Here is a 26,400-nt window from a genome sequence, read left to right on the forward strand (position 1 = left end):
GGGTGCGCGGGCGCCGGTTCCGCAGCACGCTGAAGCCATGGGCGATCCGACGCAGTACCCGCACATCGTGGTCCATCCGCCGGCCCTCGACGGCTCCCGGCGCGTCACCGAGGGGGACGTCATCCTCGGGATCGCGTCCCACCTGGACGACGTCGTGGAGATCCTGCGGCTCACCGACCTCGACCGCGTCGAGGTGGAGGAGAGCGATCTCATCGAGTGGCAGGGCGGGGGGCCGGACGACTGGCCCGGGCTGTCGGAGCACGAGCTGTAGGAGCGCCGGCCGGGGCGACGGCGCGTAGGGCAGTGGCCGTACGCGGGCCGCGCAACCTCAAATCAACCTCTGAACACCGCCGCGGGGGCTTCAACCGCGCCTGTTCTCGGGGACATTATCTCCACGCGGGGCCCGCCGGCACGGGGGTGGCGGACCCCGCACGGGGGGGGCGTCACGCGGGCCGGACGGACCGGGCGCCGCCCTTCCTCCGTCCGGAGGGGCGGGCCCGGCCGGACGCGGGCCCCGGCCGGCGGCTGAGGCCGGTGTGCGGGCACGGGGAAGGGGCGGCCGTCCTCTCGGACGGCCGCCCCTTCCCCGTGCCTACCGGGCGGGTCAGACCTTCAGGGGCCTGATCGCCGTCGGCGCGTGGCCGGGCTCGGTGGCCAGGTCCTCGAACTCGGAGATGTCGCTGATGTCCATGGTGCGGCTCATCGAGATGTTGGTGATCCGCTCCAGGATCGCCTCGACGACGACCGGCACCCGGTACTCGGCGGCCAGCTTCTTCGCCTGCTCGAAGGCGGCGCCCAACTGGTCCGGCTCGGTGACCCGGATGGCCTTGCAGCCCAGTCCCTCGACGACCTTGACGTGGTCGACGCCGTAGACGCCCAGTTCCGGCGCGTTGATGTTCTCGAACTCCAGGTTGACCTGGAAGTTGATGTCCAGGCCGATCTGGGCCTGCCGGATCAGACCGAGGTAGGCGTTGTTCACCAGGACGTGCACGTACGGGATCCGGTGCTGGGCGGCGACCGCCAGCTCCTCGATCATGAACTGGAAGTCGTAGTCGCCGGAGAGCGCGACGACCGGCGAGTCCGGATCGGCCTTGGCGACGCCGATCGCGGCCGGGATGGTCCAGCCGAGCGGGCCGGCCTGGCCGCAGTTGATCCAGTGGCGCGGCCGGTAGACGTGCAGCATCTGCGCGCCGGCGATCTGGGAGAGGCCGATCGTGGTGACGTACCGGGTGTCCGGGCCGAAGGCCCTGTTCATCTCCTCGTACACGCGCTGCGGCTTCATCGGAACGTCGTCGAAGTGCGTACGGCGCAGCAGTGTCGCCCTGCGTTCCCGGGTGGAGGCCACCCAGCCGGAGCGGTCAGGGAGCCGGCCGGCCGCCTTCAGTTCCTCGGCCACCTCGACGAACAGCTCCAGCGCGGCCTTCGCGTCGGAGACGACCCCGTAGTCCGGCGGGAAGATCTTGCCGATCTGGGTGGGCTCGATGTCGACGTGGACGAACTTGCGGCCCTGCCGGTAGACGTCCAGCTTGTAGCCGGTGTGGCGGTTGGCCCAGCGGTTGCCGATGCCGAGGACGAAGTCGGACTCCAGGAAGGTGGCGTTGCCGTACCGGTGGGAGGTCTGGACGCCGACCATGCCGGCGTTCAGCTCGTGGTCGTCGGGCAGCGTGCCCCAGCCCATCAGGGTCGGGATGACCGGGGTCCGGGTCAGTTCGGCGAACTCGACCAGCAGGTCGGCGGCGTCGGCGCCGATGACGCCACCGCCGGCGACGATGACCGGGCGCTCGGAGTCGAGCAGGAAGGAGATCGCCTTCTCTATCTGGGCGCGGGTCGCGGCCGGCCTGTAGACGGGCAGCGGCTCGTAGGTCTCCGGGTCGAACTCGATCTCGGTGAGCTGCACGTCGACCGGCAGGTCGATCAGGACCGGGCCGGGGCGGCCGGAGCGCATCAGGTGGAAGGCCTGCTGGAAGACCCCGGGGACCTGCGCGGCCTCCAGGACGGTCACCGCCATCTTCGTGACCGGCTTGGCGATCGAGGCGATGTCGACGGCCTGGAAGTCCTCCTTGTGGATGACGTGCGTCGGCGCCTGGCCGGTGATGCACAGGATCGGGACGGAGTCGCCGATGGCCGAGTACAGACCGGTGATCATGTCGGTGCCGGCCGGACCCGACGTGCCGATGCAGACGCCGATGTTGCCCGGCTGGGTACGGGTGTAGCCCTCGGCCATGTGGGAGGCGCCCTCGACATGGCGGGCAAGGGTGTGGCTGATGCCGCCACCCTCCTGGAGGGCCTTGTAGAACGGGTTGATCGCCGCGCCCGGCACACCGAAGGCGTCGGTGACGCCCTCGCGCTTGAGGATCTCAACTGCCGCGCGGGCAGCGGTCATACGGGCCATCGAGTACTCCTGCTTCGGCTGTCGGATGCGTACTCCCGTCGCGCCCCGCGGTGAGCACAGTCTCCAAGTGGTCGACCTTCCGCAATCTTTCGCATTACGGAATATAACTTCTACTATCTGGAAGCAATGTAGGGCGGCGGGGCAGGACCGTCAAGAGGTCCACGGACCGGCGAGCACCGGACAGGAGCGGCGGGACAGGAGCGGCGGGGCGGGAGGGGCGGGAAACCACCAGGCGCTGTTCGCACCGGCTCGGCCACCGGAACGCGGACGGGCCCCGGACGAGTGCGCCGCAATATGCGCGCTCGTCCGGGGCCCGCCGTGGAGCGTTCAGCGGATGCTCGGCCCCCGCCGCCTCACACCCCGTACGTCTCCCGGAGTTCCACCTTGCGCACCTTGCCCGACACCGTCATCGGGAAGGAGTCGAGGATCCGCAGCCGGCTGGGGATCTTGTAGTGCGCGAGCCGGCCCGCGCAGAAGGAGCGGAGGTCCTCCAGGGTGAGCGGGTCCGCGGGGTCGGCCGGGATGACACAGGCGAGGACCTCCTCGCCGTACCGCTCGTGCGGCACCCCGACGACCTGGACGTCCCGGACGCCCGGGTGGGCGTACAGGAACTCCTCGATCTCGCGCGGGTAGATGTTCTCGCCGCCCCGGATGATCATGTCCTTGATCCGGCCGACGATCTCCACGTACCCGTCCTCGCGCATCACCGCGAGGTCCCCGGTGTGCATCCAGCGGCCCGCGTCGATGGCCTCGGCGGTCTTCCCCGGCTCGTCCCAGTAGCCGAGCATCACGCTGTAGCCGCGGGTGCACAGCTCGCCCGCCGTTCCCCGGGGCCGGGTCACTCCGGTGGCCGGGTCGACCACCTTGACCTCCACATGGGGCAGGACGCGGCCGACGGTGGCGGTGCGGTGCTCCAGGTCGTCCTCGACACGCGTCTGCAAGGACACCGGTGACGTCTCCGTCATGCCGTAGCAGATGGAGACCTGCTCCATGTGCATCTCGGTGACCACCCGCTTCATCACCTCCACCGGGCAGGGCGAGCCCGCCATGATGCCGGTGCGCAGGGAGGACAGGTCGTAGGAGGCGAAGTCCGGCAGGTTCAGCTCGGCGATGAACATGGTCGGCACGCCGTAGAGGGACGTACAGCGTTCACGCTGTACGGCGTCCAGGGTGGCGCCGGGTTCGAAGGACGGGGCCGGGACGACCGTGCAGGCGCCGTGCGAGGTGGCCGCGAGGCTGCCCATGACCATGCCGAAGCAGTGGTAGAACGGCACCGGGACGCAGATCCGGTCCTGCTCGGTGTAACCGATCGACTCCCCCACGAAGTAGCCGTTGTTGAGGATGTTGTGGTGGGAGAGGGTGGCGCCCTTGGGGAAGCCGGTCGTGCCCGAGGTGTACTGGATGTTGATCGGGTCGTCGCACGACAACGCGGCCTCCCTGTCCCGCAGTTCGTCCCGCAGCCCGTCCGAGGGGTGTGCGCCGCGCGCGGTGAACGCCTCCCAGCTCGGGTCGCCGATGTAGACGGCCTCCCGCAGCCGCGGGCACGCGTGCCGCACCTCCTCCACCATCGCCCGGTAGTCGCTCGTCCGGTGCCGCAGGGAGGCGAACAGCAGGGAGATCCCGGCCTGGTCGAGGACGAACCGCACCTCGTGCGTGCGGTAGGCCGGGTTGATGCTGACCATGACGGCGCCGATCCGGGCGGTGGCGTACTGCACCAGCACCCACTCGGCGCAGTTGACCGCCCAGATGCCGACCCGGTCGCCCTGCGCCACCCCGCTCGCCAGCAGCGCGCACGCCAGTTCCCCCACGTCGGCGGCGAACTGTGCGTACGTCCAGCGCCGCCCGGACGGGACGTCGACCAGCGCCTCGCGGTCCGGCCACGCGGCCACGGTCCGGTCGAGATTGCGGCCGATGGTGTCGCCGAGCAGGGCGGTGGTGCCCGTCCCGTGGGTGTACGACAGCCGGGGGGTCACCGTCACCGGAAGTCCTCCTCGCGGTACTCGTTCGGTGAGCCCGCGGCCGTGGCCTCGCGCAGCTCGATGCGGCGGATCTTGCCGGAGACGGTCTTGGGCAGCACGCCGAACTCCAGCCGCCGGATGCGCTTGTAGGGGGCGAGCACGCTGCGGGAGTGCTCGAAGAGGATGTGCGCGGTGCCGGGGCCGGGTTCCCAGCCCGCGGCCAGGACGATGTACGCCTTCGGCACGGCGAGCCGCAGCTCGTCCGGGGCGGGCACGACGGCCGCCTCGGCCACCGCCTCGTGCTCCAGCAGCGCGCTCTCCAGCTCGAACGGACTCACCTTGTAGTCGGAGGCCTTGAACACGTCGTCACTGCGCCCGATATAGGTGAGATATCCCTCTCCGTCGCGGGAGGCGATGTCGCCCGTGCGGTAGTAGCCGCCCGCCATGACCTCCGCCGTGCGGTCCGGGTCGCCGTGGTAGCCGGTCATCAGGCCGACCGGGCGCTCGGTGAGGTCGAGGGCGATCTCGCCCTCGGCGGCGCCGGGCGCGCCGGAGACCGGGTCGAGGAGTTCCACCCGGAAGCCGGGGCTGGGACGGCCCATCGAGCCGGTCTTCAGCGGCTGGCCGGGGCTGTTGGAGACCTGCACCGCGGTCTCGGTCTGCCCGAAGCCGTCCCGGACGGTCACGCCCCAGGCCCGCCTGACCTGCTCGATCACCTCGGGATTGAGCGGCTCGCCGGCCGCCAGCGCCTCACGGGGCGGGGTGCGCAGCCGACCGAGGTCGGCCTGGATGAGCATCCGCCACACGGTCGGCGGCGCGCAGAACGTGGTGACGCCGGCCCGGTCCATCTCGGCCATCAGCCGGGCCGCGTCGAAGCGGGTGTAGTTGACGACGAAGACGGTCGCCTCCGCGTTCCACGGGGCGAAGAGGTTGGACCAGGCGTGCTTGGCCCAGCCCGGCGACGAGATGTTCAGGTGCACGTCGCCAGGTTTCAGGCCGATCCAGTACATGGTGGCCAGGTGCCCGACCGGGTACGAGGTGTGGGTGTGCTCGACCAGCTTGGGGCGGGCGGTCGTGCCCGAGGTGAAGTAGAGCATCAGCGGGTCGTCGGCGAGGGTGGGGCCGTCGGGGAGGAACTCGGCGGAGGCCGGGTAGGCGTCCTCGTACGGCTCCCAGCCCTCCTCCGGCAGGCCGCCGACCGCGATCCGCGTGTAGGTGCCGGGCACGTCGGCGAACTTGGCCGTGTCCTGCGCCCGCACGATCACGTGCTTCACCCGGCCCCTGTCCACCCGGTCACGCAGATCGGCGGGGCCGAGCAGCGGCGTGGCCGGGATGACGACCGCGCGCAGCTTCATCGCGGCCAGCGCGGTCTCCCACAGCTCGGCCTGGTTGCCGAGCATGACCAGGACACGGTCCTCGGCGGCGACCCCGCGCTCGCGCAGCCACCGGGCCACCCGGTCGGAGCGGTCGGCCAGTTCCGCGAAGGAGAGCCGGGTCTCGCTGCCGTCCTCCTCCACTATGTGCAGCGCGGTCCGGTCGTTGCCGTCGGCGATCACGTCGAACCAGTCCAGCGCCCAGTTGAAGTGCTCGGGCCGCGGCCAGGTGAACCCGTTGTAGGCGCTGGCGTAGTCCTCGCGGTGCTCCAGCAGGAAGTCCCGTGCGCCCCTGAAGGCGTCGGTCGCCGTCGTCATCTGTCCTCCCATGTTCCCGGCCATTGCCGGGCGGCTCTCTGGCATCGTCTAATCCGTGATGCAGGTCTCACTACCCCCGAACGGGGGTGAGGACTGCCGGAGGGGCGGACAAGGTGACGGCGGACGCGGTGGGCGAGGTGGTGATCGGTGGCGCGCTGGCCCGGCTGCGGCGTGCGACGGGACTTCCGGTCGCCTTCGGCGGGCTGGTGGAGACCGGCCGGCCGCGGATCCGCATCAGCGAGCTGAGCGGCACGACCACGGCCGCGCTGCACGCCCTCGCGGTCACCTCCGGCAGCGGTCTCGGCGGCAGGGCGGTGGCGCTGGCCCGGCCGTGCGCGGTGACGGACTACTCCAGCTCCCGCCAGATCAGCCACGAGTACGACGTGCCGGTGGCCGCCGAGGGCATCCGCTCGGTGCTCGCGGTGCCGGTCGTGGTCCGGCGCCGCGTGCGCGGGGTGCTGTACGGCGCGCTGCGCTCGGCCGAGCCGCTCGGTGACCGCATGCTGGGCGCGGCGATGGCGGCGGCGCGGGATGTGGAGCAGGCGCTGGTGGTGCGGGACGAGACGTGGGGGCTGCTGGCCGCGGCCCGGCCGGAGCCGGAGGGCGCCGATCGGGGCGCGGGGTGGGAACAGGTGCGCGAGGCGCACGCCGCACTGCGGGCCCTGGTCCCCCGGATCAGCGATCCGGGTCTGCGGGCCGAACTGCTCGCCGCGTGCGGGCTGCTGACCGCGCCGCCACGAGCCGGAGGCGTGACCCTGGCGCCACGTGAGCTGGACGTGCTGTCCTGGGTGGCGGCGGGCGCCACCAACACGGCGGTGGCGGAGCGGCTGGGTCTGCGGCCGGAGACGGTCAAGGGCTATCTGCGCTCGGCGATGCGGAAGCTGGGCGCCCACACACGAGGGGAGGCGGTGTCCGCGGCCCGCAGGGCGGGGCTGCTGCCGTAGCGCGGCGACGGGAAGGGAACCTGCCATTCATGCGGCGGCGCTTTGAATTTCCCTCTGCTTGACCGTTTGTTATTTCCCTCACCACGGCTTCCGTCCGTATTTCCACGATCGTTGCCTAGAATTTGGCCCGGACACGACACACGAGGGGAGCGGTGACCTTGCGACGGGACTTCCAGGAGCCTGCCAGGTGCCGCCCCGACCTGGTCATCGGCCGCGAGGAGCTGTTCGCCGGCGCCCGTGAGCAACTCGCCTCCGGGGGCAGTGTGCTGCTCCACGGCCCCGCCGGAATAGGGAAATCCACCGTCCTGCGGGCATTGGCCGAGGAATACGGCGCCACCGCCCGCACGGTCTTGCGCTGCTCGGCGACCGAGTCAGAATCGCATCTTCCGTTCCTGGCCCTCGCCGACCTCCTCGGTCTCGTCCTCGACGACATCGCCCCGCGGCTGCCGGCCGCCCAGCGCACCGCCCTGGAGTCGGCGCTCACCGGCCGCGGCGAGTCCAGCCTCCAGCGCGACGGTCTCGCCCTGCGCCTGGCCGTGCTCTCCGCGCTGCGCGCCCTGGCCGCCGACGGCCCGGTCCTGATCGTCGCCGACGACCTCCAGTGGCTCGACCCGGCCAGCGCCGAACTGCTCGGCTTCGCCGCCCGGCGCCTTGGGGGCACCCCGGTACAGCTACTCTGCGCGGTACGCACAGAAGGGCAGTCCAGCCAGGAGTGCGACCGCCACCTGCACGCCTGCCCGCCGGACACCCTCGCCGTCCGGCTCGGCGCGCTCTCCCGCACCCAGGTCGCCCAACTGCTCGGCCACCGCGGCCACGGCGGCCTGTCCCGGTCCACGGTCCGCGAGATCCACCGCACCAGCGGCGGCAACCCGCTGTTCGCCCTGGAGCTGGGCCGCGCCCTCGCCGAGAGCCCCACCCCGCCCCGCCCAGGCGAACCGCTGCCGGTGCCGACCTCACTGCGCGCCCTGGTCCTCAGCCGCCTGGACATGCTGTCGGTGGAGGCACGCCGCACCCTGCTGGTGGCCAGCGCCGGCGCCCGGCCCACCCCGGCGCTGCTGCACGCGGCCGGCCGGGAGAACGCCGAGGCCGAGTGCGCCCAGGCCGCCGAACTCGGGCTGCTGGCCACCGAGCCCGACGCACCGGCCGTACGGTTCGCGCACCCGCTGATATCCGCGGCGCTGTACGCGGAGACACCCGCCCAGGAGCGGCGGGCCGCGCACGCGGCGCTGTCCACCGCGGCCTCCGACCCCATCGAACGGGCCCGGCATCTGGCCCTCGCCACCACCGGCACCGACCCGGAGGTCGCCGCCCGGCTCGCCGAGGCCGCGGCCCTCTCCCGGGACCGCGGCGCCCCCTCGGTCGCCGCCCAGCTCGGGCTGCTCGCCGCCCGGCACACCCCCGCCGACGGGACGCCGCGGCAGGAGGAGCGCCGGCTCCAGGCCGCCGAGGACGCGATCACCGCCGGCGAGGTGGACCTGGCCCGGGACATCGCCCGCGAGGTGCTGACCCGGGCGACCGTGCCCGCCGACCGGGTGCGGGCCTGGATGATCGTCATCGACAGCGCCGGCCACACCATGGCCGAGGTCGACGCCGTGTTCCCGCAGGCCCTCTCCGACGCCGGCGACGACTCCCGGCTGCTCGCCCTCGTCCACTACCAACTGGCCTGGCGGGCGCTGATCGTGGAGGGCGACTTCACCGAGGCCCGGGAGGCCGCCGCGCACGCCGCCGGGCTCGCCGCGTGCGGCGGCGACCGGCGCACCGAACTGCTCTCCCTTGCCTTCCAGGCGCAGACCGAGACCCTGATGGGCCATCCGGAAGCACCCCGCACCATCAAACGGGCCCTGCGGGAACCCCAGGACCCGCGGGTCGCCTGGCATCACAACGGCGCGGGCAGCGCCCGGTTCCGCTGGCTGGTCATGGGCGACCAGCTCGCCGAGGCCCGGGCCACGGTCACCGCGCTGCTGCGCGAGGTCCGCCGGCGCGGCTCCGTGGAGAGCGAGGTGCACTTCCTGCGCGGCCTCGCCGAGACGGAACTGAGGGCCGGGCACTGCGGGCGCGCACTCGACCTGGCCCGCGAGAGCCTGCGGCTCGCCCGGGACTCCGGCATCGGCGAGACCGCGTCCGCGATGCTGACCTCCCTCGCGGAGGCCTCCGGCGGCGACGTCGACCGGGCGCTGGCGCTCGCCCGGGAGGCGGTGGAGCACGCCGAGGAGGACGGCGACCAGATGTACCTGTCGCGGGCGCTGGGCGCCCTCGGGTACGCCCAGCTCGTGGCCGGGGACCCGGCGGGCACCGTCCGTTCGCTGCGCCGGGTGCGCCGGCTGGAGCTGGCGCTCGGCATCACCGACCCGGCCCGGGGCCGCTGGCAGGGCGACCTCGCCGAGGCACTCGTCCGGACGGGCGAGCCCGGTGAGGCGCAGGACGTCCTCGACGTCAGCCGCGAGCACGCGCTGCGGCTCGGCCGGGAGAGCGTCCTCGCCGTCCTCGACCGGTCAGAGGCCCTGGTGCGGGCCGCGCAGGGCGACCCGGAGGCCGCGCTCGCCAAGCTGACATCCGCTCAGGACCGGCTCGGCAAGCTCGGCTACGGTCTGGAGGAGGCGCGGGCCGCGCTCGCGCTGGCCCGGCTGCGGGCCAGGCGTCCGACGGAAGGGACGCGCCGGACCGGCACGGCCAACGCCTTCGACGAGGCCGCCCGGATGTTCCGGCGCTGCCGGGCGCTGCCCTGGTTGCGCCAGGTGGACGAAGCACTCACCACTCCCGAACGGGAAATGACGCCGGCCGTGCCGGAGGCGCTGCACGCCCTGGACGGGCTGGCGGCGATGGAGCGTCAGGTGGCCGCGCTGGTCATGGAGGGCGCCACCAACCGGGAGATCGCCGCCCGGCTGTTCATCAGCGTGAAGACGGTGGAGGCGACCCTGACCCGGGTCTACCGCAAGCTGGGGATCCGGTCGCGCGTCGACATCGTCCGATTGGCCGCAGGTCACCGCGCGAACTGAGCGGCGCCCTTGTTAACTGAACCGGACCGAGGGTTTTCCCTCACCCAACCCCCTAGGGGGTTCCCTCATTGGGAGCCGAGGGTTCCGGGTCCTAGCGTAAAGGGCGTGCCGCTCGCCCGGGCACATGGGGGTCGGTCCCCTCTCCGAGCGCCCGACCGCGCTCGAGCAGGGGACCCCCACACCCCCATGCACTCCCCACACCCGCGCGACCCCCCACCGGTGCAACCCCCACTGAGGAGACTCATGTTCGGGACCAGACGTGTGAGAAAGACCGCCGCGACCCTGGTGGCCACCGCCGCCGCCGCTGCGACCGCGCTGCTCGCCGCGCCGACGGCGAGCGCCGCCGCCCCCCAGCCCGTCGTCGGCGGTACGACGACCACGACGACCGCGTACCCGTTCATGATGCAGATCACGGACGCCTCCCAGAACCAGTTCTGCGGCGGCACCCTGGTGGCGCCCAGGAAGGTCGTCACGGCCGCCCACTGCATGGTGGGCGAGACCACCGGCAGCGTGCGCGTCGTCGGCGGCCGGACCTACCTCAACGGCACCAACGGCACGGTCGGCAAGGTCAGCAAGATCTGGATCAACCCGGACTACTCGGACGCCACCAACGGTGACGACGTGGCCGTGCTGACCCTCTCCACGTCGATGCCGTACACCCCGGCGTCGTACGTCTCCTCGTCCCAGACGGGCGTCTACGCGGCCGGCACCACGGCCCGGATCCTCGGCTGGGGCACCACCTCGGAGAACGGCGGCTCCTCCAACCAGCTACGGACCGCGACCGTCCCGATCGTGGCCGACTCGAGCTGCCGTTCCTCCTACGGTTCGGACTTCGTCCAGTCCGACATGGTCTGCGCCGGATACACCTCCGGCGGCGTCGACACCTGCCAGGGCGACAGCGGCGGTCCCCTGCTCATCGGGGGCGCCCTGGCAGGGATCACTTCCTGGGGCGAGGGGTGCGCGGAGGCGGGCTACCCGGGTGTCTACACCCGGCTGGCCACCTTCTCGGACCTGGTGACCGCGCAGGTCAACTCGTGACCCGGAAGATTTCCCGAGCATCCCTCGGGTAACCGCCGGGGGGCGTTGCGGGCCACCACGAGCGGCCCGCAACGCCCCCTCTCCACCACCCCGGCCCACGCCACGGGACACCGTCGCCGGGCCACCGCGGCACGACACCACCCCCCGGCCCACCGCCGTACGGCCGCCGCGCACCGGATGCCGTACGACTCCCCGTACACCGCACGCCCGCCAGCCGCTCCGACACCGGTTGCGGAGAGAGCCGGTCCGCGACGTCCGCCGGGACCCGGACCGCGACGTCCGCCGATCGCGGCGGCCCGCGGATATCCTGCAGGTACCCGCGCCGGGTGAGCACGCCCAGCGCGGGCACCACCGGGAGGTGGCCGATGCCCGAGCGACCCAACGGCAGGAACGGCGGCCGCAGGTCCGGCTGGCGCCGCGCTGTCACCCCGGCCCAGCTCCCCGCCACGGCCGAGCCGCCCACGCCCTCCCCCGGCCCGGAGGGCCCCGCCGGGCCGGCGGACGTCGTACGGGCCGTGCTCTACCGCGACGGCGTCCGCGTCTCCTCTCCCGCCACCCTGGCCGAGACCTACCACGAGCTGCGCCAGCAGCCCAGGGGCATGGCGTGGATCGGCCTCGCCCGGCCCACCGGCAGCGAACTCCATTCCCTGGCAGCCGAGTTCGACCTCCACCCGCTGGCCATCGAGGACGCCATGGAGGCCCACCAGCGGCCCAAGCTGGAACGGTACGGCGACACGCTCTTCGTCGTCCTGAGCGCCGCCCGCTACCTCGACGCGCCCGAGGAGGTCGACTTCGGCGAACTGCACGTCTTCGTCGGCCCCGACTTCGTCATCACGGTCCGGCACGGCGACGCCCCCGACCTGTCGGCGGTCCGGCGCCGCATGGAGGACGCGCCCGAGCTGCTGGCACTGGGCCCCGAGGCGGTGCTGTACGCGATCCTGGACGCGGTGGTCGACGGCTACGTGCCCGTCGTGGCCGGCGTCCAGAACGACATCGACGAGATCGAGACCGAGGTGTTCCGCGGCGACCCCGAGGTCTCCCGCCGCATCTACGGACTCTCCCGCGAGATGGTCGAGTTCCAGCGCGCCACCCGCCCGCTCGTCGGCATGCTGCACGGCCTGATGGCCGGGTTCGCCAAGTACGAGACCGACGAGGAACTCCAGCGGTACCTGAGGGACGTCGCCGACCACGTCACGCACACCAGCGAACGCGTCGACGGCTTCCGCCAGGCCCTCACCGAGATCCTCACGGTCAACGCGACCCTGGTCACCCAGCAGCAGAACGCGGAGATGCGGGCCCTGGCGGAGGCGGGCTTCGAGCAGAACGAGGAGGTCAAGAAGATCTCCTCGTGGGCGGCCATCTTGTTTGCACCCACACTCGTGGGAACCATCTACGGCATGAACTTCAAGGACATGCCGGAACTGGAGTGGGCGGCCGGCTACCCCTTCGCCATCCTGCTGATGGCAGTGGTCTGCGTCAGCCTGTACGTCATCTTCAAGAAGCGCGACTGGCTTTAGTCGGGGAGCAAGAATCGGTGATCGAGTTCGCCACGGCAAACATCAACGATGGACTAATTCGAGGCCTTGGGGAGAATCCGGGGAGAACGCGCGGCACCGGGGAGTGAGCCGCACTCCTCCCACCTGCTCCCCCCTCCGTGCACCTCAGCTTCGTGCTGGGAAGCCGTACGGTTTCCCAGCTGGGCCTGCAAAGCTTCTCGGATGACCAGCAAGAGCAGGGGGCAACGCAGCAGGGTCAAGCCCTCCGTCCCCGTTCAGCAGAGCGAACCGAGCAGCGGACCCGGCGAGACCCTATGGGTGAAAACGCGGTCGGGAGCACGCGCCGGGCGTGGGTTCCACTATCAGGACGCTGTCGGGGCCTGGCTGTGCGGCCGCGTCATGTCCGGTGCCCTCGACGCCGATCGCGTCGTCCCGGAAGGGCTGGAAGACCTCTCATGTGATGGACCAACACCCTGGCACGTCCAGGTGAAGTCCCGCCAGGAACGGATGGGCGACTTCACCGCTCCTGAGGTTGCTGAGCATCTTGTTGCCATGGCCCTGGCACACGCGAGGCGTGTACAGGCAGGGGTGGCAGGTCGGCCCCTTCTTGTGCTCGAGCGGCCGATTGAAGGTGAATGGCTCACTCAGTGGGGCGCCCCCTTGAGTGACCTCCCGCGAGGCCACCGGTTGCTAGAGGCACTCAACGCCAAGGCCGCGAAGGCCGGCGTGAACAAGGACGAAATCGACGCATGGTGCGATGCCGCCAGTCTCTACGTCTTGCCATGGCGCGCCGCCGCCGAGGACACCCGCACCGCTGTAGCCCATCGGCTCGGGCTGCTGCCGGTAGCCGCAGAGACAGTCGTGCTGGCTCTACGCAGCGCCGTCGCAAAACAGGCCGATGCCGACGCTGAAACGAGCCTGTCGGAAGCAGCAGGGCTGAGTCGAACGAGCATTGCACGGATTGCGACCGAGGTCGCGGAAACCATCGACCACTCATCACTGGAGGAGGCACTGGCTACGGGCCTCTGCGAGCCGGTGGACTTCGACCGGCCACTCCAGTCAGCCGGCTTCCACGAAGGCATCGACGTACAGCCCGGCCACATCGCTGCCGGGCTTCCGGCCCCCAGGCCGGTCTTGACCGGGCAGGTAGCGGACGCGCTCCATCGAGGTCAGAGCGTCCTCGTGACCGGTCCCTCTGGTATCGGCAAGTCCACAGTGATGTGGACGGCTGCCTACGTGACCAGGCATGTGCTCTGGTACCGCATCAGGCGGCTCCAGGCCGACGACGCCGTCCCGCTGGTGAGGCTGGCCAAGGCGTTGCAGCCCTCGGCTCGTTCTCCGGTCGGATTCGTCGTGGACGGCATCGGCATCGGAGCGGCCGAGGCATGGGATGTCCTCTACCGCGAGCTCGCCCCTATTCCCGGTGTCCTGCTCCTGGGCTCGGTCCGGAGCGAGGACCTACTGCCCCTTCAAAGCCGGGCCGACTGTACCCAGATCGAGGTGACCCTCGATGAAGAGGTCGCTGAGCAGATTCACGCCGGGCTGTCGGCTACCGGAGCCACGACGGCCGCGCATTGGCAAGAGGCGTACGGCGCGGCAAACGGATTGACCCTGGAGTTCACTCACCTCCTCACCCGCGGACGAAGGCTCTCGGATGTCCTGTCCGAGCAAGTCGAGCGGCGAGTTATCGAAGGGCGGGAGACAGAGATCGAGATCCTGGCCAGGATCTCGATCGCCCACCGGTGGGGCGTCGATCTGCCCGTACGGGCACTTCAGCAGCAGCTGGGGCTTGGAAACACGGACCTTCGCGTAGCGCTGTCCCGCCTGGCCGATGAGCACCTCGTCCACGAGCGGAGCGGACGGCTGTCCGGGCTGCACCAGCTGCGCTCGGCGCACCTGGCCGACGCCGTGCACGCGATTCCACCGCCGATCTTGGACGAGACCGTGCTCGCAGTGATGCGCATGCTGGCGGAGTCACAGCTTCAGCCGTTCATCGCCGGCGTCCTCACCGAACATCCCGAGCTGGATACCGTCGTACTGGACCAGATCGCGGTCCAACTCGGCAACCGACCCTCTGTAGAGGCGACCACCGGCGTTCTGCAGGCTCTTCGGCTGGTCGACGTCAACCGCACTGCGGCCGCCTGGCTCCGGACCCTCGACCGACACCAGATCCCACCCTCGCTGCGCCGCACCACCCTTCAGTTCGCGCTCGTAGACGGAGAGCTGCTGCCGCAGCTCAAACCCGAGATCGCTGCGGCCATCCCTGAGATCCGGGCAGCTGGTTCATCCGGTTCGCCACTGCGCAACGCGCTCGCGGAGCGGCTCGGCACGGCAGCGATCAGCCTCCTCCTGTCAGAGTGCGGGGAGCCGGTCGAATCCAAGCGGTTGCTCGCCGTCCTTGCCGGGACGGATCTGGATCTCACGGGTTGGCCGACGGTACTCTCCGATTCGCCGTTCAGCCAGCTACTCGCCGACGCACCGGTCGATCTGCTGGGAGACATACTTTCCACCGCCCGGGCCGTGTCGGTCCCCCTGGCCGAAGAGCTGTTGGAGATCGCGGGCGGAGAGGAGCGTGTGCTACGGACCATCGCGACCCATTCGCCGTGGGTCACTGAGGCGACCATCGTCGATCGCGAGGACAGCCGGGTGGCGTTCGCCCGCCTGCTCCATGTGTCGGACCAGGCACGGCCGGACGCGGAACGGGAGGTCAGGGACCTCGGACGGATGCTGCTGCGCTGCCTTCCGCAGTGCGAGAGTGTCGACGTCCAGAATCTGCTGCCCGGTGGCCTGCCCCTGACCATCGGTGACTTCACCAGTGGGGTCAGCCGTCTGCAGCGGCAGTTCGACAGACCTCCCGCCTCGATGGCGTGGACTCGCACACGCATGTTGATCGGTGCAATGGCGGCTGGGCAAAGCGACTGGACCACCCGAGCCGCGACCGCAGCCTCTTCACTCCCCGTGCTCCACCAGTACCTGACGGATCTGACTCAGATCTGGTGCGTCGGTCGTGGTCGGCCCGAAGACGTCGAGGACCTATGCACAACGCAGGCAGCACTACAGGACTGGGCTGCCTCACTGACACTCCCTGTCGACACTTCATTCCTGTCCACGCTGCCCGTCAGCGACGACGTTCCAGGAGGTGGAACCGACCACCTGCAACAGCTCGTGAATGGGATCGCCGAGAACCTCACCGGAAGGCTCGCAGACCCCAAGGGGTACGCAGCGCTAGCCAGCTACGTGGGTGACAGCCTGACGCGCCTCGCCTTGCAAGTACGGAATGAGGAGCGCTGGCACCTCATCGGCCAGGAGCCTCCGGACGTCCTCGATCACCTCGTGAGGAAGCTCACCGACTTGCACGCAGTTCTGGCCGAACTCGCCTGGGGCACCCTCGAACCCAAGAAACTCACCACCGCGGCGCGATCAGGTCCCTCCGCACAGGCACTCAGCCGGGTGGCAGACCTTGCCCGCCGAGTTGCCAGCGCACGGGCAGAGGCCCTGCCCGTGAAACTCCAGTCCGACGCCAAGGCAGCAGGGATCCGTGTCCGTGTGCACACCAGACCCGTCGCCGAGCCGGACTCAACGGAGTGGCCTGCCGTGGAGCTCGCGGTGGGCGTTAGCCTCACCGAACTAGCTCAGTGGCCGACGGCAGTGGAACAGCTGTGCTCGCTGCTGGAGCATGATCCCGGCACCCAGGGCAACTGTAGGGCCGTCCTGCTCGTGCCCCTTCTCAACGGCAGGCCGGTCAGGCTCTTGGCGCGACAGCTCCAGACGACCCTGTGGCCGGGAATCGGTCTCTTCGACGCTTGGAGCGCCGAGCTTCCCGAAGCGCACCCAACTCCCCTCACCGATGCTGCCATCGCCGCCCACCAGGCCCTCCAGTGCCTGTCGGGGCTCGCTCACCTTGCGACCCGGCGGGACACAGACCTGAGGCACCAGGGCACTGCCGACGAGGCGGTAGCACAGTTCCAGCAGGCACGTCGCGTGATCACGAAACTCCGCCAAGGGGATCCGGTCATCGAAGTGGTCCTCGACTTCCTCGACACCCTCGCTCGTCGGGTTGAGAGCGAGATCTCTGAGGACCCATCCCTCAGAGAATCTGGCGTGCCCAACCTCGCCAGCGCCATCGCTCAAGGAGTGGCTGACCATCCAACAGCGGACTACCTACAGCTGGACGGCATGACGGCCATCACCCTGCAATGGGATCTCGACCCCGAGCATGCGGCGCGACTCCTCACTGCTACCGACTGATGAAGGCATCGGTGGGTCTAGGCTCAGCTGGCTGGCGGATGGCGATCGAGGACCAACCGGACCAGGGTGAGGTGACAGCGCGCCTGGAGCAGACCCGGGCGCAGGCGACTGCCGTAGGCACAAGATCTCAGATGCGAGGTGGAGACTGCCCGCCGTCCTACGACCCTGCGTGGACACACATCCAGACAGTCGCTAGTCAAGGAGTGAATCCAGTCGTGAGGGGTGAGCAGCCTCGACCCCGATAGCCTGGAGACAGAATCGAACAGGCACGGGGGGATGATGGTTCGGGCACTTCTGCTCGGAGTTGGGACCTTTGAGAACGCGGCCGACGGCGAGTGGAGCCCCACCTCGGAGGGGTTGTCTCCGCTGCCGTCGGTTGAACCGCAAGTACGTGAACTCGGTGCGGTGCTCTCACGTTTCGACGGGCTGCACGTCAGTGACCCGGTGATCAATGCGGACCAGATTAGCGTCGAGGAGCGCTGGCGGCAGTTGCGGCACGATTCGGGAGGTCTGCCGCGGATCGTTCACTTTGCCGGTCACGGGATCGTTCGTGGCAGGGTCTTGTACCTGCCCGTGCACGATAGTCGTCCGACTGACCTTCCGGCTTCGGCGATCGATATCGGCCGATGGCTGAATGAGGTCGAGCATGGCTCCGACCAGTCTCCCGTCCTGTTCCTGCTCGATGTCTGCGGCGCAGGGGCCGCGACGGACTATCAGTTGTTCCAGGACGTTTCCGAGGGCGACCGAAAGACTTGGGTGATTGCGGCCTGCACGGCGGGCGAAAGCGCCTTCGACGCATGCTTCACCAAGGCCACAGCACAGGCACTGGAGCGGCTCCGCTTGGGGCACTGGGATATCTCTCCGGCCATGGCCCACGTGCCGGTGGAAGCAGTGGCCGACGAGATCGCGCGCGAGCTGGTCCGCCTCGGCGAGGGGTATCCGCAGACCGTGGTGCACTCTCCACGCCGAGCCGCCTCGTTGCCTGTACCGGAGTTCTTCGCCAACCCGGCGTTCAGCACAGACGGCTGGCAGCGGCTTCGGAGCCGGCTCCGGCTGGCAGTTCGGGAGCTGGCGGCGGAGTTCGACCCCGGTCTGGACCCCGTGCACTTCCTCACCCGAGCGTCCGGCCGCCTGGACGACGCCTCTGCGATTACGGGCTGCCTTTTCACTGGGCGGACCCGTGAGCTGACCCGGATTCGCTCCTGGTTGGCGAGGGACGAACCCCTGTTGCTGGTCACCGGAAGCCCTGGGTCCGGAAAGTCGGCGCTGCTGGGGGTGACAGTCTTCTTGTCGCACCACCAGCTCGCCGAGCTGAGCACCATGCTGGTCGGTCGCATTCCTGCTCAATACCGCCCGGAGCGTCGGTACCCGACCCTTGTCGCAGTCCATGCCCGGCACCGGAGCAGGGACGAGGTAGTCGCTTCGATCATTGTTCAACTGACTCCCGAGGACTCGAGGCCTGCCTTCGCTAGTAGTGAGCAAGCGCTGGACGAGCTCAAACGTATCGCTCGAGACCTTCCGGAACCGGTGGTACTCATCCTCGATGCCATCGACGAAGCCCTAGAGAGCGGCCGTATCGTCAGCGATCTGCTACCCAAGCTCCTGAGCACGCTGCGCCCTGACGGCCGCCCCGCCTTCCGGGCGCTCGTGGGGATGCGCCCGCCGCAGGCGGACGACCACCGGGGCTGGGAAGTGCCCGGTGCCCACGGGAAGGTGCTCGACCTGGACACCTCCTCCGGTGTCGAGGACCTCGCGGCCGACCTCACGACCTACATCGCCGACATCCTGTATAGCGCACCCGGTTACAGCGACCAGGCCCTTCGTGAGTCCGTAGCCCATGCGGTCGCTACCGCGATCGCTCATAGCCCCGATCGCAGCACCTTCCTCGTCGCAGCACTCTTCGCCGACTTCCTGCGGACCGGTGTACCCCTGAATCCCGCCGAGGCAGTCGCCCGACTGCCGCAGAGCCTGCCGCACCTACTCGAACTGCACCTGCGGACCACCCTGGACGGCGACCCGTGGATGCGGCACTTGATGGTGGGGTTGGCACAAGCGCGAGGTCAGGGTATGCCGCTGGAACTTGTGGTCGCAGCGGCCACCGCTGCCGCCATGGCCGCGGGTCAGGAGCTTCGCCCGCTAACCCCGGGCGAGGCCCACGAGAAGCTAGCGACCGCCCGCTTCTATCTGCGAACGAGCATCGACTCGGACGGACGTCAGCTCTACCGGTTCTTCCACGAGACGGTCACCGAGCACTTCCGTGACGCCGGGGCTGAATTCGAAGGGCTCGCCGACATGCTCTTTCACGAGCTATTGTCGGCCGTCCCCGGACGGTGGGCTGCTGAGGGGCCTCGGTGGGACCTCGCCGCACCCTATCTCCTGCGACACCTGATGGAGCATGCCGTCGCTGCGCCAGCCGGATCCGCGGTCGACCACTTGTTCCTGGACCCGGAGTACCTAGTCCGCGCCGACCACAGCAGCATCTGGGAGGCCGTTCACCGGACGAGGACCCCGGCGGCGCGGCGGGCGGGGGTCGCGTACCGAACGGCGTTCGGTCGCTTCGATACCGGCGACCGCTTTGGCCGGCGCGTGCCGCTGGAGACTCGCCGTGCCAAGCTTCGCCAGTACCTGGCGACCTACCGGGCTGTGGGGCTGGCACGCCGTCTCCGCGACGAACGGACCGTGCTCCGTACCCGCTGGAGCACCGGGCTACCCGAGGAGTCCCTGCTCTCCGTCATCGGCGAGGACGAGTTGGGCGCCACGGTGTCAGCCCTGGCCCTGGGATCTGTCGAACGACGGCTCCTCGCCGTGTTCGCCGGTACCGATGGCTCCCTCCAGGCATGGGACATCACGCCGAGCCCCGACGTCGCGTTCCGGTACTTCTCGATTCCTCGGACAGGCGAGGGCACCATCACCCAGATGGCGATCGTGGATCTGGACGAGCGGGCGGTCATTGTCTCGGTCACTGACCAGAACGTGCTCCAGCTGTACGACCTCACGACGGGTTCGCACGTCGCCGACGCACGCCTCGACGGCGAGAGGGTCTCCGCCTTGGCGGTCGTCGGCACCGGCGACCAGGCGGTGCTTGCAGTCGGTCGGGTCAGTGGAGAGATCGGCCTGGTCGGCCTGCTAGACGAGTCCTTCGGCACGATCTTCGACACCATCGAAGCCGGGGACGCCGCCATTGCTTCGCTGCTCGGTGTGGAGTCCGCAGACGGCTCCCTCAGCTTTCACTGTGCGCCCGCCGCACCTCAAGGTCACGGGCCGAAGGTGCTGAGGCACCTGGACGAGTGGCCCGTCAGCATCTCATCGGAGGGACCGCTCCAGGAAGTGCGGATCCGGCCCACCAACGCACGCACCCCGCTGTTCTCCCTCATCGCCTACCACTCCGGCATGTATGCGGCACGGGGGAACGGCGAGACCGTCCACGTGGTCACCGGAGCCGAAGACCGCGGGTTGACGCTCGCGGACATCCGTCGTGTCGACCGCTTTCAGCTCGCGCTGACCGCCCATCGCGACGGGAACATGAGGGTGTGGGACCTCGACGTTTGCCCTCGGTTCGGCCATGGCCAAGACCACTGGCACCACGCCACAGTACTCGGCACCATCCGGCTCGGCGGCTCGGAGCTCGCCCTCAGCATCGAACTCGCATCCGGTGAGGTCAAGGCTTGGGACCTGAGCGCCGGTACCCAGGATCACGAGCTGGGCGACTTGGGCGAGCTCAGCCACGCCGCCATCGTGACAGCTGGCAACGCGTCCTACGTCGTCACGGTGACCACGGAGTCCGAGCTCGACACCTGGAATGTCCGTGAGGATGTCCTCGAATCGACGGTCCGCCTCCCCACCCCGGCCACCTCATTGGCCGCTGTGGCGCACGGCGATTCGGTATGGGCCGTGGTTGGCGGTGCCGACGGCAGCATCCATGTATGGGACACGAGCAAGGAGTCTCTTTCCCACGTCCTCGCCGACGTGGAGGGGCCGGTCACAGAACTGGTCGCGGGCGACGTCGGCGGCGAGTCTCTCCTGATCAGCGTCCACAACGAACGCACAGTACGTCTCTGGTCCCTGGCTGACAGCACCCTGCGGCAATCGATCACGCTGGACCGGATCGGAGCGATCACGATGCAAGGCGGGCGCCTGTTCGCTGCAGAGCAATCCTCGAACGGCGATGAGGTACGGGTCTGGGACCTCGTAACGGCCTCGCTCGTGGGTTCCGCCCCCGTCGCCGACCCGCAGGTGATGACGGTCAGCCAAGTGAACGGCAGGCCGGTACTCGTGGCCGCTGTCGGCGAGGAGGAGGTCCAGGCATGGGATGCCGAATCCGGCGATCTACTTGGACATCCGGCCCTGGTGCCGGGTCGGGTGCACACGCTCGTCCCCTACGAAAGCGGTGTGCTGGTAGGCACCAAGGCTGGCCATGTCACGGCCCTCGGGTGGGTCTGTTCCGCAGCGGCGTCGGCAGTCCGACCGGCGCAGCCGACCGTCCACGCCACCCATGTCCTGGCTTGGCTGCCGGGCGAACTGCTATGTGGAGATGCCCGTGCAGACGGATGGGAGTTGCACACCCTCGAGGAATGGGAGGGAGGCCTGCCGCCTTCCCACGGTCTGGTGTACGCCCGCCCCATCACTGCAACGACGGCCGAGCTACACGATGTTCTCGTCGACGTACTCACGCCCCACGGATTCGAGGTCATGCGGCTGGAGGCACACTGGTACGAGATCAGCAGGGTCGCCGGCGTGACCACCGGCGGCCCGTGGCGCTTCCCGGCGTACTCCGTTCATTGTTACTTGGAGGAAGGACCAGAGCAGTGACGATCGTCGCAGTGCACGGCATCGGCAACCACCTGAGCGGCCGCTCGCCGGAACAGGCGGCCATCGAACTAGCAGGGCAGTGGCGGCTCAAGCTGCAGCATGGGTTCTCGGCTGCTGGACTGAACGGCCACCTGCTCCCTGCCCTGCACGCCGCGTACTACGCTCACCACACCTACGCCGCGGAGCGGCAGGCCGCCGTGCTGGACATACCTGCTCTCGACGAACGAGAAGAGTCCGTCGTCATCGCCTGGGCGCTGGCCCTCGGTTCACCCACCCTCCGGGAACGGCAGGGATTGGTTACTGCTCCGCTGCGGCAGGTCCTGTCCTGGGTTTCCCAACGCCGCAACATCCCCGTCGGGACGGTCATTCGGCTTGCCGTCCAGCTGGCGGGCGAGGTTCGCCGCTACCTCCATGTTCCGCAGGTAAGGGATGCAGCCCGATCCGCTGTGGCCGAGGCGATCCGACAGGTGCGCCCCCGCGTAGTGCTGGCCCATTCCCTCGGCTCGGTCGTCACGTACGAGGCTCTCCACGCTCACCCAGAGCTGACCGTGGACTGCTTCGTGACCTTGGGCTCTCCTCTCGGCCTGCCAGGCGGAATCTTCGATCACTTGGTGCCCACGCCAACCGCCGATCGGGGTTCGCGGCCCGCCGGAGTCCGCTACTGGGTGAACCTCGCCGACACAGGTGACCTGGTGGCGGTTCCTCGTCGGCTCGGCGACCGTTTCCCCGTTGACCAGCACGCCGACACTCCGATGGGCCGTATCGACTTCCACACCTTCGGAGCGTACTTGTCCTCCCCGCTGACCGCTGCGGCGATCTCTCCCTTCGTCCGCGACCCGACGATCCCGGACACAGATCACCTGAGTTTCCGGAAGGGCGCGTCGTCTTAAACGATCCGTCGTCGCAGCTTGTGTCCCTTCGATCAGGAGCGTGCTCACGTACGACTGGATTCACCGTCATACGACTCGATTGGATGGCAAACGGCACCGCGCGCCGAGCAACGCATCGACTGCCGCGCGGCTCTTGCCACCGGCCTCGGGCATGAAGTGGGCGTAGTGGTCGAGGGTGATGGTCGGGCTGGAGTGGCCGAGCCATCGGGCGAGGGTGACGACGGATTCACCCGCCTCGAGGATCACGGAGGCGTAGGTGTGCCGGAGTATGTGGAAGCCGTCCTTGCGGGAGGCCTTCCAGCGCTGGCCCTTCTCCCGCACGGGGATCACGCCGGCCTTCGCGAGGGCGGGCTTCCATACCTCGTCGTTGAAGATGTTGGCGCGGATCGCGTTGCCGTAGGTCGTGGTCAGGACCAGTGGGAAGGAGCGTTTCTCCCGATCCGGTTCGGGTCCACCCCAGGGCAGCTCGACCTCGACGGCTGGAAGCTGCAGGAAGTGTGCGCGCAGCTCGGCGGCCACCGAAGGCGGCATGTCGACGACCCGGGTCTTCCCGCCCTTGGGAAGGGTGAAGTACAAACGGCCGTACAGGAGCTGGACCTGTCGGCGGACGCGGATGAGCCCGCGCTCGAAGTCGACGTCCGCCGGCGACAGCCCGAAGACCTCTCCTTGGCGCAGCCCGCACCCGAGGGCGACCACGACGGCGATCCGGTACCGCTGGCTGACGGCGTCCCGCACCCGTTGCGCGGTCTCCAGCGGCCAAGCCTCCCGCTGGTCCTCCGGGGCCTTGGGCCAGCGCACAGACTTGGCACGCATCGGGTTGCGGACCAGCCGTTTGTCGTCGATCGCCGTCTCGAAGACGTTCGAGAGGGTGGTCAGGATCTGCCGGGCGTAGCGCGGTGCGCACTCGCCTTCGAGCGTGGCGATGTAGCCGCGCAGGACGGAGGCGGTGACGTCCCGCAGCGCGACGTCACCGATGTGCGGGAGTACGTGGAGGCGCACGCGCTCGTCCACCCGCTTGACCGTGCCCGGTGCACCCCGCACGCCCGCCTGCCAGTGGCGCGCGATGTAGTCGGCGATGGTGATGAAGCCGTCGCGCGGGTCGACGAACTCGCCCCGCTCACTGTCGGTGCCGGCTCGGCGGAGCCATGCCTTGGCGTCCTCCAGGGTGTCGAACGACATGCCCCGGACGCCCGGGATGCCCGCGACCCGGTACCGGCTGCCCTTGCCGTACCGGGCGGTGCGCTCGCGCTTGCCGGTGACAGGGTCCTTCTTCTTGTTAATCCAACGGTCTTCGATGTAGCCAGCCAAGTGTTTCCTTGCAGCTAGGGGTTCGGGACGGTCAGCCGGAAGCCGTCAGACGGTTGCCGAGTAGGCGGCGCGCCGTTGCGGTGCGGCGCTCACGGGGTTGAGGTCGAGGTTGGAGCGGGAGTCCTCCTGTTCCTGCGCACGTATCCAGGCGTCGAGCGCATCGACTCTGTACGTCACGCGCCCGCGGGCGCCCATCCGGAAACTGGGCGGACCCTGCCGCCGGTGACGCCAGACGTAAAGCGTCTTGGGTGAAATGCCGAGATACGCGGCCGTGTCCTGGACCCCGAGAAACGCACGGCCGACGGTGGAACGGTGACGAAATTCGGGGGCACCGACAGAGGGAATCGGATCGACGACGGACAAGCGAAGTTCCTTACGCAGGGGACGGGGAAATGGACCACTAGCCACGCACAGACGCAGCGGCCTCCAGGGACCACCAATGGTGTGGAGAATCCCCGGTTTCGGAAACCGGGGATCGTCGGCTATATTCCGCCCACCCTCAGTGACTCGGGGCGGCTCGACGGAGCAGCGAGAAGCGCGTTCGGCGAGGATCCGAGGGCTGCTGCGATGGCGACGAGGTCGTCGATGTCGCAGCGTCGGACCGTACGTTCGATGCGGGAGAGCGCGGTGAAGGTCATGGGGCGACCGAGTGCGGTGACCCGGGCGGCGAGCTGGCGCTGGGAGTAGCCACGGGCCACGCGGGTGCGTTCGATGGCGTGGGCGGCGGCGCGGCCGGCGGGTCCGATTTCAAGAGGGCGTGGCGGCATTGGTGTGTTGTAGCTTGCCCGCCGGAGGCTCGGGAAGGCATTCCCCGTCTGCTGTGAGCGATCCCGACATCGAATATCGCGGGCGATTTCACCGACCGGTGTTTCGGATTTACGGTCGTGCGACCGGAAAACCTTTCACGGCCGCTTGAGCCAGGTCTGGACTTCTAGACCCGGGGTGTGGCTGTGTTGTCCACGCACCCCGGCCCCGCCGGTTTCCCTGCCGCGATTTCGAAAGGCGGTCGATCTCCATCGCCCGTATCCGCACCATCAAGCCCGAGGCCTTCGCCTCCGAGTCCCTGGCGGCCGTGTCCCTGAGCGCCGAGCGGACCTTCTTCGGCCTGCTCACCCAAGCCGACGACAAGGGCCGCCTCCGCGACCAGGCCGCCGTCATCGCGGGACAACTGTGGTCGCTGCGCCGCGAACACGGCCCGGTGGAGGTCGAGGACGATCTGACGCAGCTCGACGCGGCCGGCCTGATCTGCCGCTACGAGGGCGAGGACGGAAGGCAGTACCTGCACGTCGTCGCCTTCGCCCTCCACCAGAAGATCAACCGCCCCAGCATCAGCAGGATCCCGTCCTGCCCGCACCACGACCTCGGCGTCCCACGTGAGTCCTCACTGCCGGTGCGCGGAGCCGTCACGGAGTCCTCCAGGACGGGTCAGGCAGCAGGCAGGGAGCCCGCCATGAGCAGGGAATTCGCAGGTCAAGGGCAGTTCAGTGAGCCCTCGCAGCCGGTTGAGGGAGGGCTCAATGAGCCTGACGTGAGCCCTCAGCGTCCGGATCTAGGACCTAGGAACAGGGATCTAGGAACTACCCCGTTGGGGGGCGCGAGCGCCCCCGCGTCCCAGACCGTCTCGGCGAAGGACCTCATCACCGAGTACGCCGCGGCCTGCGAGCACCGCCCTCCCTCCACCGTGCTCGGCCAACTCGGGCAGGAGGCCAAGAAGCTCCTCGACGAGGGCATCGACCCCGCCCACGTACGAGCCGGTCTCGACCGCCACCGTGCCAAGGGCCTCCACCCGAAGACCCTGCCCAGCCTCGTGCACGAGGTCATGAACGCGGGTGCCTCCACGCCCACCGCCGCCCACCGCCCCTGGACCAACCCCACCGACGTCGCCGCCGCCTACGGGGGTGCCCTCTGACCCCCACCGCCCTCCCGCAGCCGGCCGACCACGTCGTCCGGACCATGGCGGGGATCCTGCTCCGCCGGGGCATGGACCCGTCCGTCATGGACTCGAAGGAACCGGAGCCCGCACCCCAACCGGTCACCTCCCTGCAACTGGCCGACGCCCGCGTCCCCCCGCGCTACCGACAGTCCCTCGCCGATCACCCTCAGGTCGCCGACTGGGTGGACGAGATCGCGCGTGCCGGGCGCCCCGGCCCGTCCGGCACACGGGGCATCGCAGAGGGCCCGTCGCTGCTGATCGCCGGCCCCACCGGCACCGGCAAGACCCACCAGGCCTACGGGGCCGTCCGCAGCCTGCTCGCGGCTGGCGTCCGCCTGCGCTGGGAAGCCGTCACCGCCGCCGACCTGTACGCCCGCCTGAGGCCGCGACCAGGACTCGACGCCGAGCGTGAACTGCACACCCTGGCCCGCTGCCCGCTGCTGGTACTGGACGACCTCGGCGCCGCCAAGGGCAGCGAGTGGACGGAGGAGCTGACCTACCGGCTGATCAACCACCGGTACGAGTACCTGCGCCCCACCCTGCTCACGACCAACCTCCCCATCCCCAAGCTCCGCTCCGCCCTCGGTGACCGCGTCGCCTCCCGCCTCTCCGAGATGACCCACCGGTCATCCTCGACGGGCCCGACCGCCGCCGTACCTCCCCCGCCGCTTGAACGCGCCCACCCCTTTGGAGCACC

15 protein-coding genes and 1 pseudogene are annotated in these 26,400 nt (G+C 69.6%); 10 read left to right on the plus strand and 6 right to left on the minus strand.

The genetic code is table 11. The features are described 5' to 3' along the window. Positions 1-37 precede the first annotated feature (37 nt). Positions 38-271 (plus strand): hypothetical protein, encoded by a 234-nt coding sequence (locus D9753_RS07005; protein WP_121786217.1) that lies wholly within the window; start codon positions 38-40, stop codon positions 269-271. Positions 272-604: 333 nt separating this feature from the next. On the opposite strand, the gene gcl is transcribed toward D9753_RS07005, so the two are convergent. The 3 genes from gcl to D9753_RS07020 form a co-directional block, all read right to left on the minus strand. After that, positions 605-2,392 carry a glyoxylate carboligase gene (gene gcl, locus D9753_RS07010; protein WP_121786218.1) on the minus strand — a complete coding sequence of 596 codons (1,788 nt, stop codon included), beginning with the start codon at positions 2,390-2,392 and terminating at the stop codon, positions 605-607. Positions 2,393-2,745: 353 nt separating this feature from the next. Then, positions 2,746-4,365, minus strand: a complete 1,620-nt coding sequence (locus tag D9753_RS07015) for an AMP-binding protein (RefSeq protein ID WP_121790942.1) — start codon at positions 4,363-4,365, stop codon at positions 2,746-2,748. Between the two features lie 2 nt (positions 4,366-4,367). Next, complete coding sequence (locus D9753_RS07020; protein WP_121786219.1) at positions 4,368-6,041, minus strand: AMP-binding protein; 1,674 nt, start codon at positions 6,039-6,041, stop codon at positions 4,368-4,370. Between the two features lie 113 nt (positions 6,042-6,154). Here D9753_RS07020 and D9753_RS07025 point away from each other — a divergent pair, with 113 nt between their 5' ends. The 7 genes from D9753_RS07025 to D9753_RS07055 all read left to right on the plus strand — a co-directional run bounded on the left by D9753_RS07025 (position 6,155) and on the right by D9753_RS07055 (position 22,462). Next, a complete protein-coding gene (locus D9753_RS07025) occupies positions 6,155-6,985 on the plus strand; it encodes a helix-turn-helix transcriptional regulator (RefSeq protein WP_121786220.1) in 831 nt (276 codons plus the stop codon). Between the two features lie 152 nt (positions 6,986-7,137). Beyond that, positions 7,138-9,981 carry a helix-turn-helix transcriptional regulator gene (locus D9753_RS07030; RefSeq protein ID WP_205614073.1) on the plus strand — a complete coding sequence of 948 codons (2,844 nt, stop codon included), beginning with the start codon at positions 7,138-7,140 and terminating at the stop codon, positions 9,979-9,981. A 243-nt stretch (positions 9,982-10,224) separates the two neighbouring features. Continuing rightward, on the plus strand, positions 10,225-11,019 hold the full coding sequence (locus D9753_RS07035; protein WP_121786221.1) for a S1 family peptidase: 795 nt from the start codon (positions 10,225-10,227) through the stop codon (positions 11,017-11,019). Between the two features lie 365 nt (positions 11,020-11,384). Beyond that, the gene (locus D9753_RS07040) at positions 11,385-12,536 is read left to right on the plus strand and encodes a magnesium and cobalt transport protein CorA (RefSeq protein WP_121786222.1); all 1,152 of its coding nucleotides are present in this window, start codon (positions 11,385-11,387) and stop codon (positions 12,534-12,536) included. 201 nt (positions 12,537-12,737) lie between these two features. Then, positions 12,738-16,763: a hypothetical protein gene (locus D9753_RS07045; RefSeq protein ID WP_163010640.1), complete on the plus strand. Its 4,026-nt coding sequence runs from the start codon at positions 12,738-12,740 to the stop codon at positions 16,761-16,763. A gap of 222 nt (positions 16,764-16,985) precedes the next feature. Next, positions 16,986-21,572, plus strand: a complete 4,587-nt coding sequence (locus D9753_RS07050; RefSeq protein ID WP_121786224.1) for an AAA family ATPase — start codon at positions 16,986-16,988, stop codon at positions 21,570-21,572. Beyond that, the gene (locus D9753_RS07055; protein ID WP_205614074.1) at positions 21,569-22,462 is read left to right on the plus strand and encodes a serine peptidase; all 894 of its coding nucleotides are present in this window, start codon (positions 21,569-21,571) and stop codon (positions 22,460-22,462) included. The genes D9753_RS07050 and D9753_RS07055 overlap by 4 nt, the downstream gene beginning before the upstream one ends. Positions 22,463-22,528: 66 nt before the next feature. Here D9753_RS07055 and D9753_RS07060 read toward each other — a convergent pair whose 3' ends face one another. The 3 genes from D9753_RS07060 to D9753_RS07070 form a co-directional block, all read right to left on the minus strand. Beyond that, complete coding sequence (locus D9753_RS07060; RefSeq protein ID WP_121786225.1) at positions 22,529-23,770, minus strand: tyrosine-type recombinase/integrase; 1,242 nt, start codon at positions 23,768-23,770, stop codon at positions 22,529-22,531. A gap of 45 nt (positions 23,771-23,815) precedes the next feature. Continuing rightward, positions 23,816-24,133, minus strand: a complete 318-nt coding sequence (locus tag D9753_RS07065; RefSeq protein ID WP_205614075.1) for a helix-turn-helix transcriptional regulator — start codon at positions 24,131-24,133, stop codon at positions 23,816-23,818. Positions 24,134-24,252: 119 nt separating this feature from the next. Further along, complete coding sequence (locus D9753_RS07070; RefSeq protein ID WP_121786226.1) at positions 24,253-24,537, minus strand: helix-turn-helix domain-containing protein; 285 nt, start codon at positions 24,535-24,537, stop codon at positions 24,253-24,255. 248 nt (positions 24,538-24,785) lie between these two features. Here D9753_RS07070 and D9753_RS07075 point away from each other — a divergent pair, with 248 nt between their 5' ends. Together D9753_RS07075 and D9753_RS07080 are read left to right on the plus strand one after the other, a co-directional pair. Then, positions 24,786-25,679, plus strand: coding sequence for a hypothetical protein (locus D9753_RS07075; protein ID WP_121786227.1), 894 nt, complete (start codon positions 24,786-24,788; stop codon positions 25,677-25,679). Positions 25,680-25,723: 44 nt separating this feature from the next. Further along, positions 25,724-26,376, plus strand: a pseudogene (locus tag D9753_RS07080) (ATP-binding protein). The last annotated feature ends 24 nt before the right edge of the window (positions 26,377-26,400 follow it).

This window comes from Streptomyces dangxiongensis, assembly GCF_003675325.1.
Classification (GTDB): Bacteria; Actinomycetota; Actinomycetes; order Streptomycetales; family Streptomycetaceae; genus Streptomyces; species Streptomyces dangxiongensis.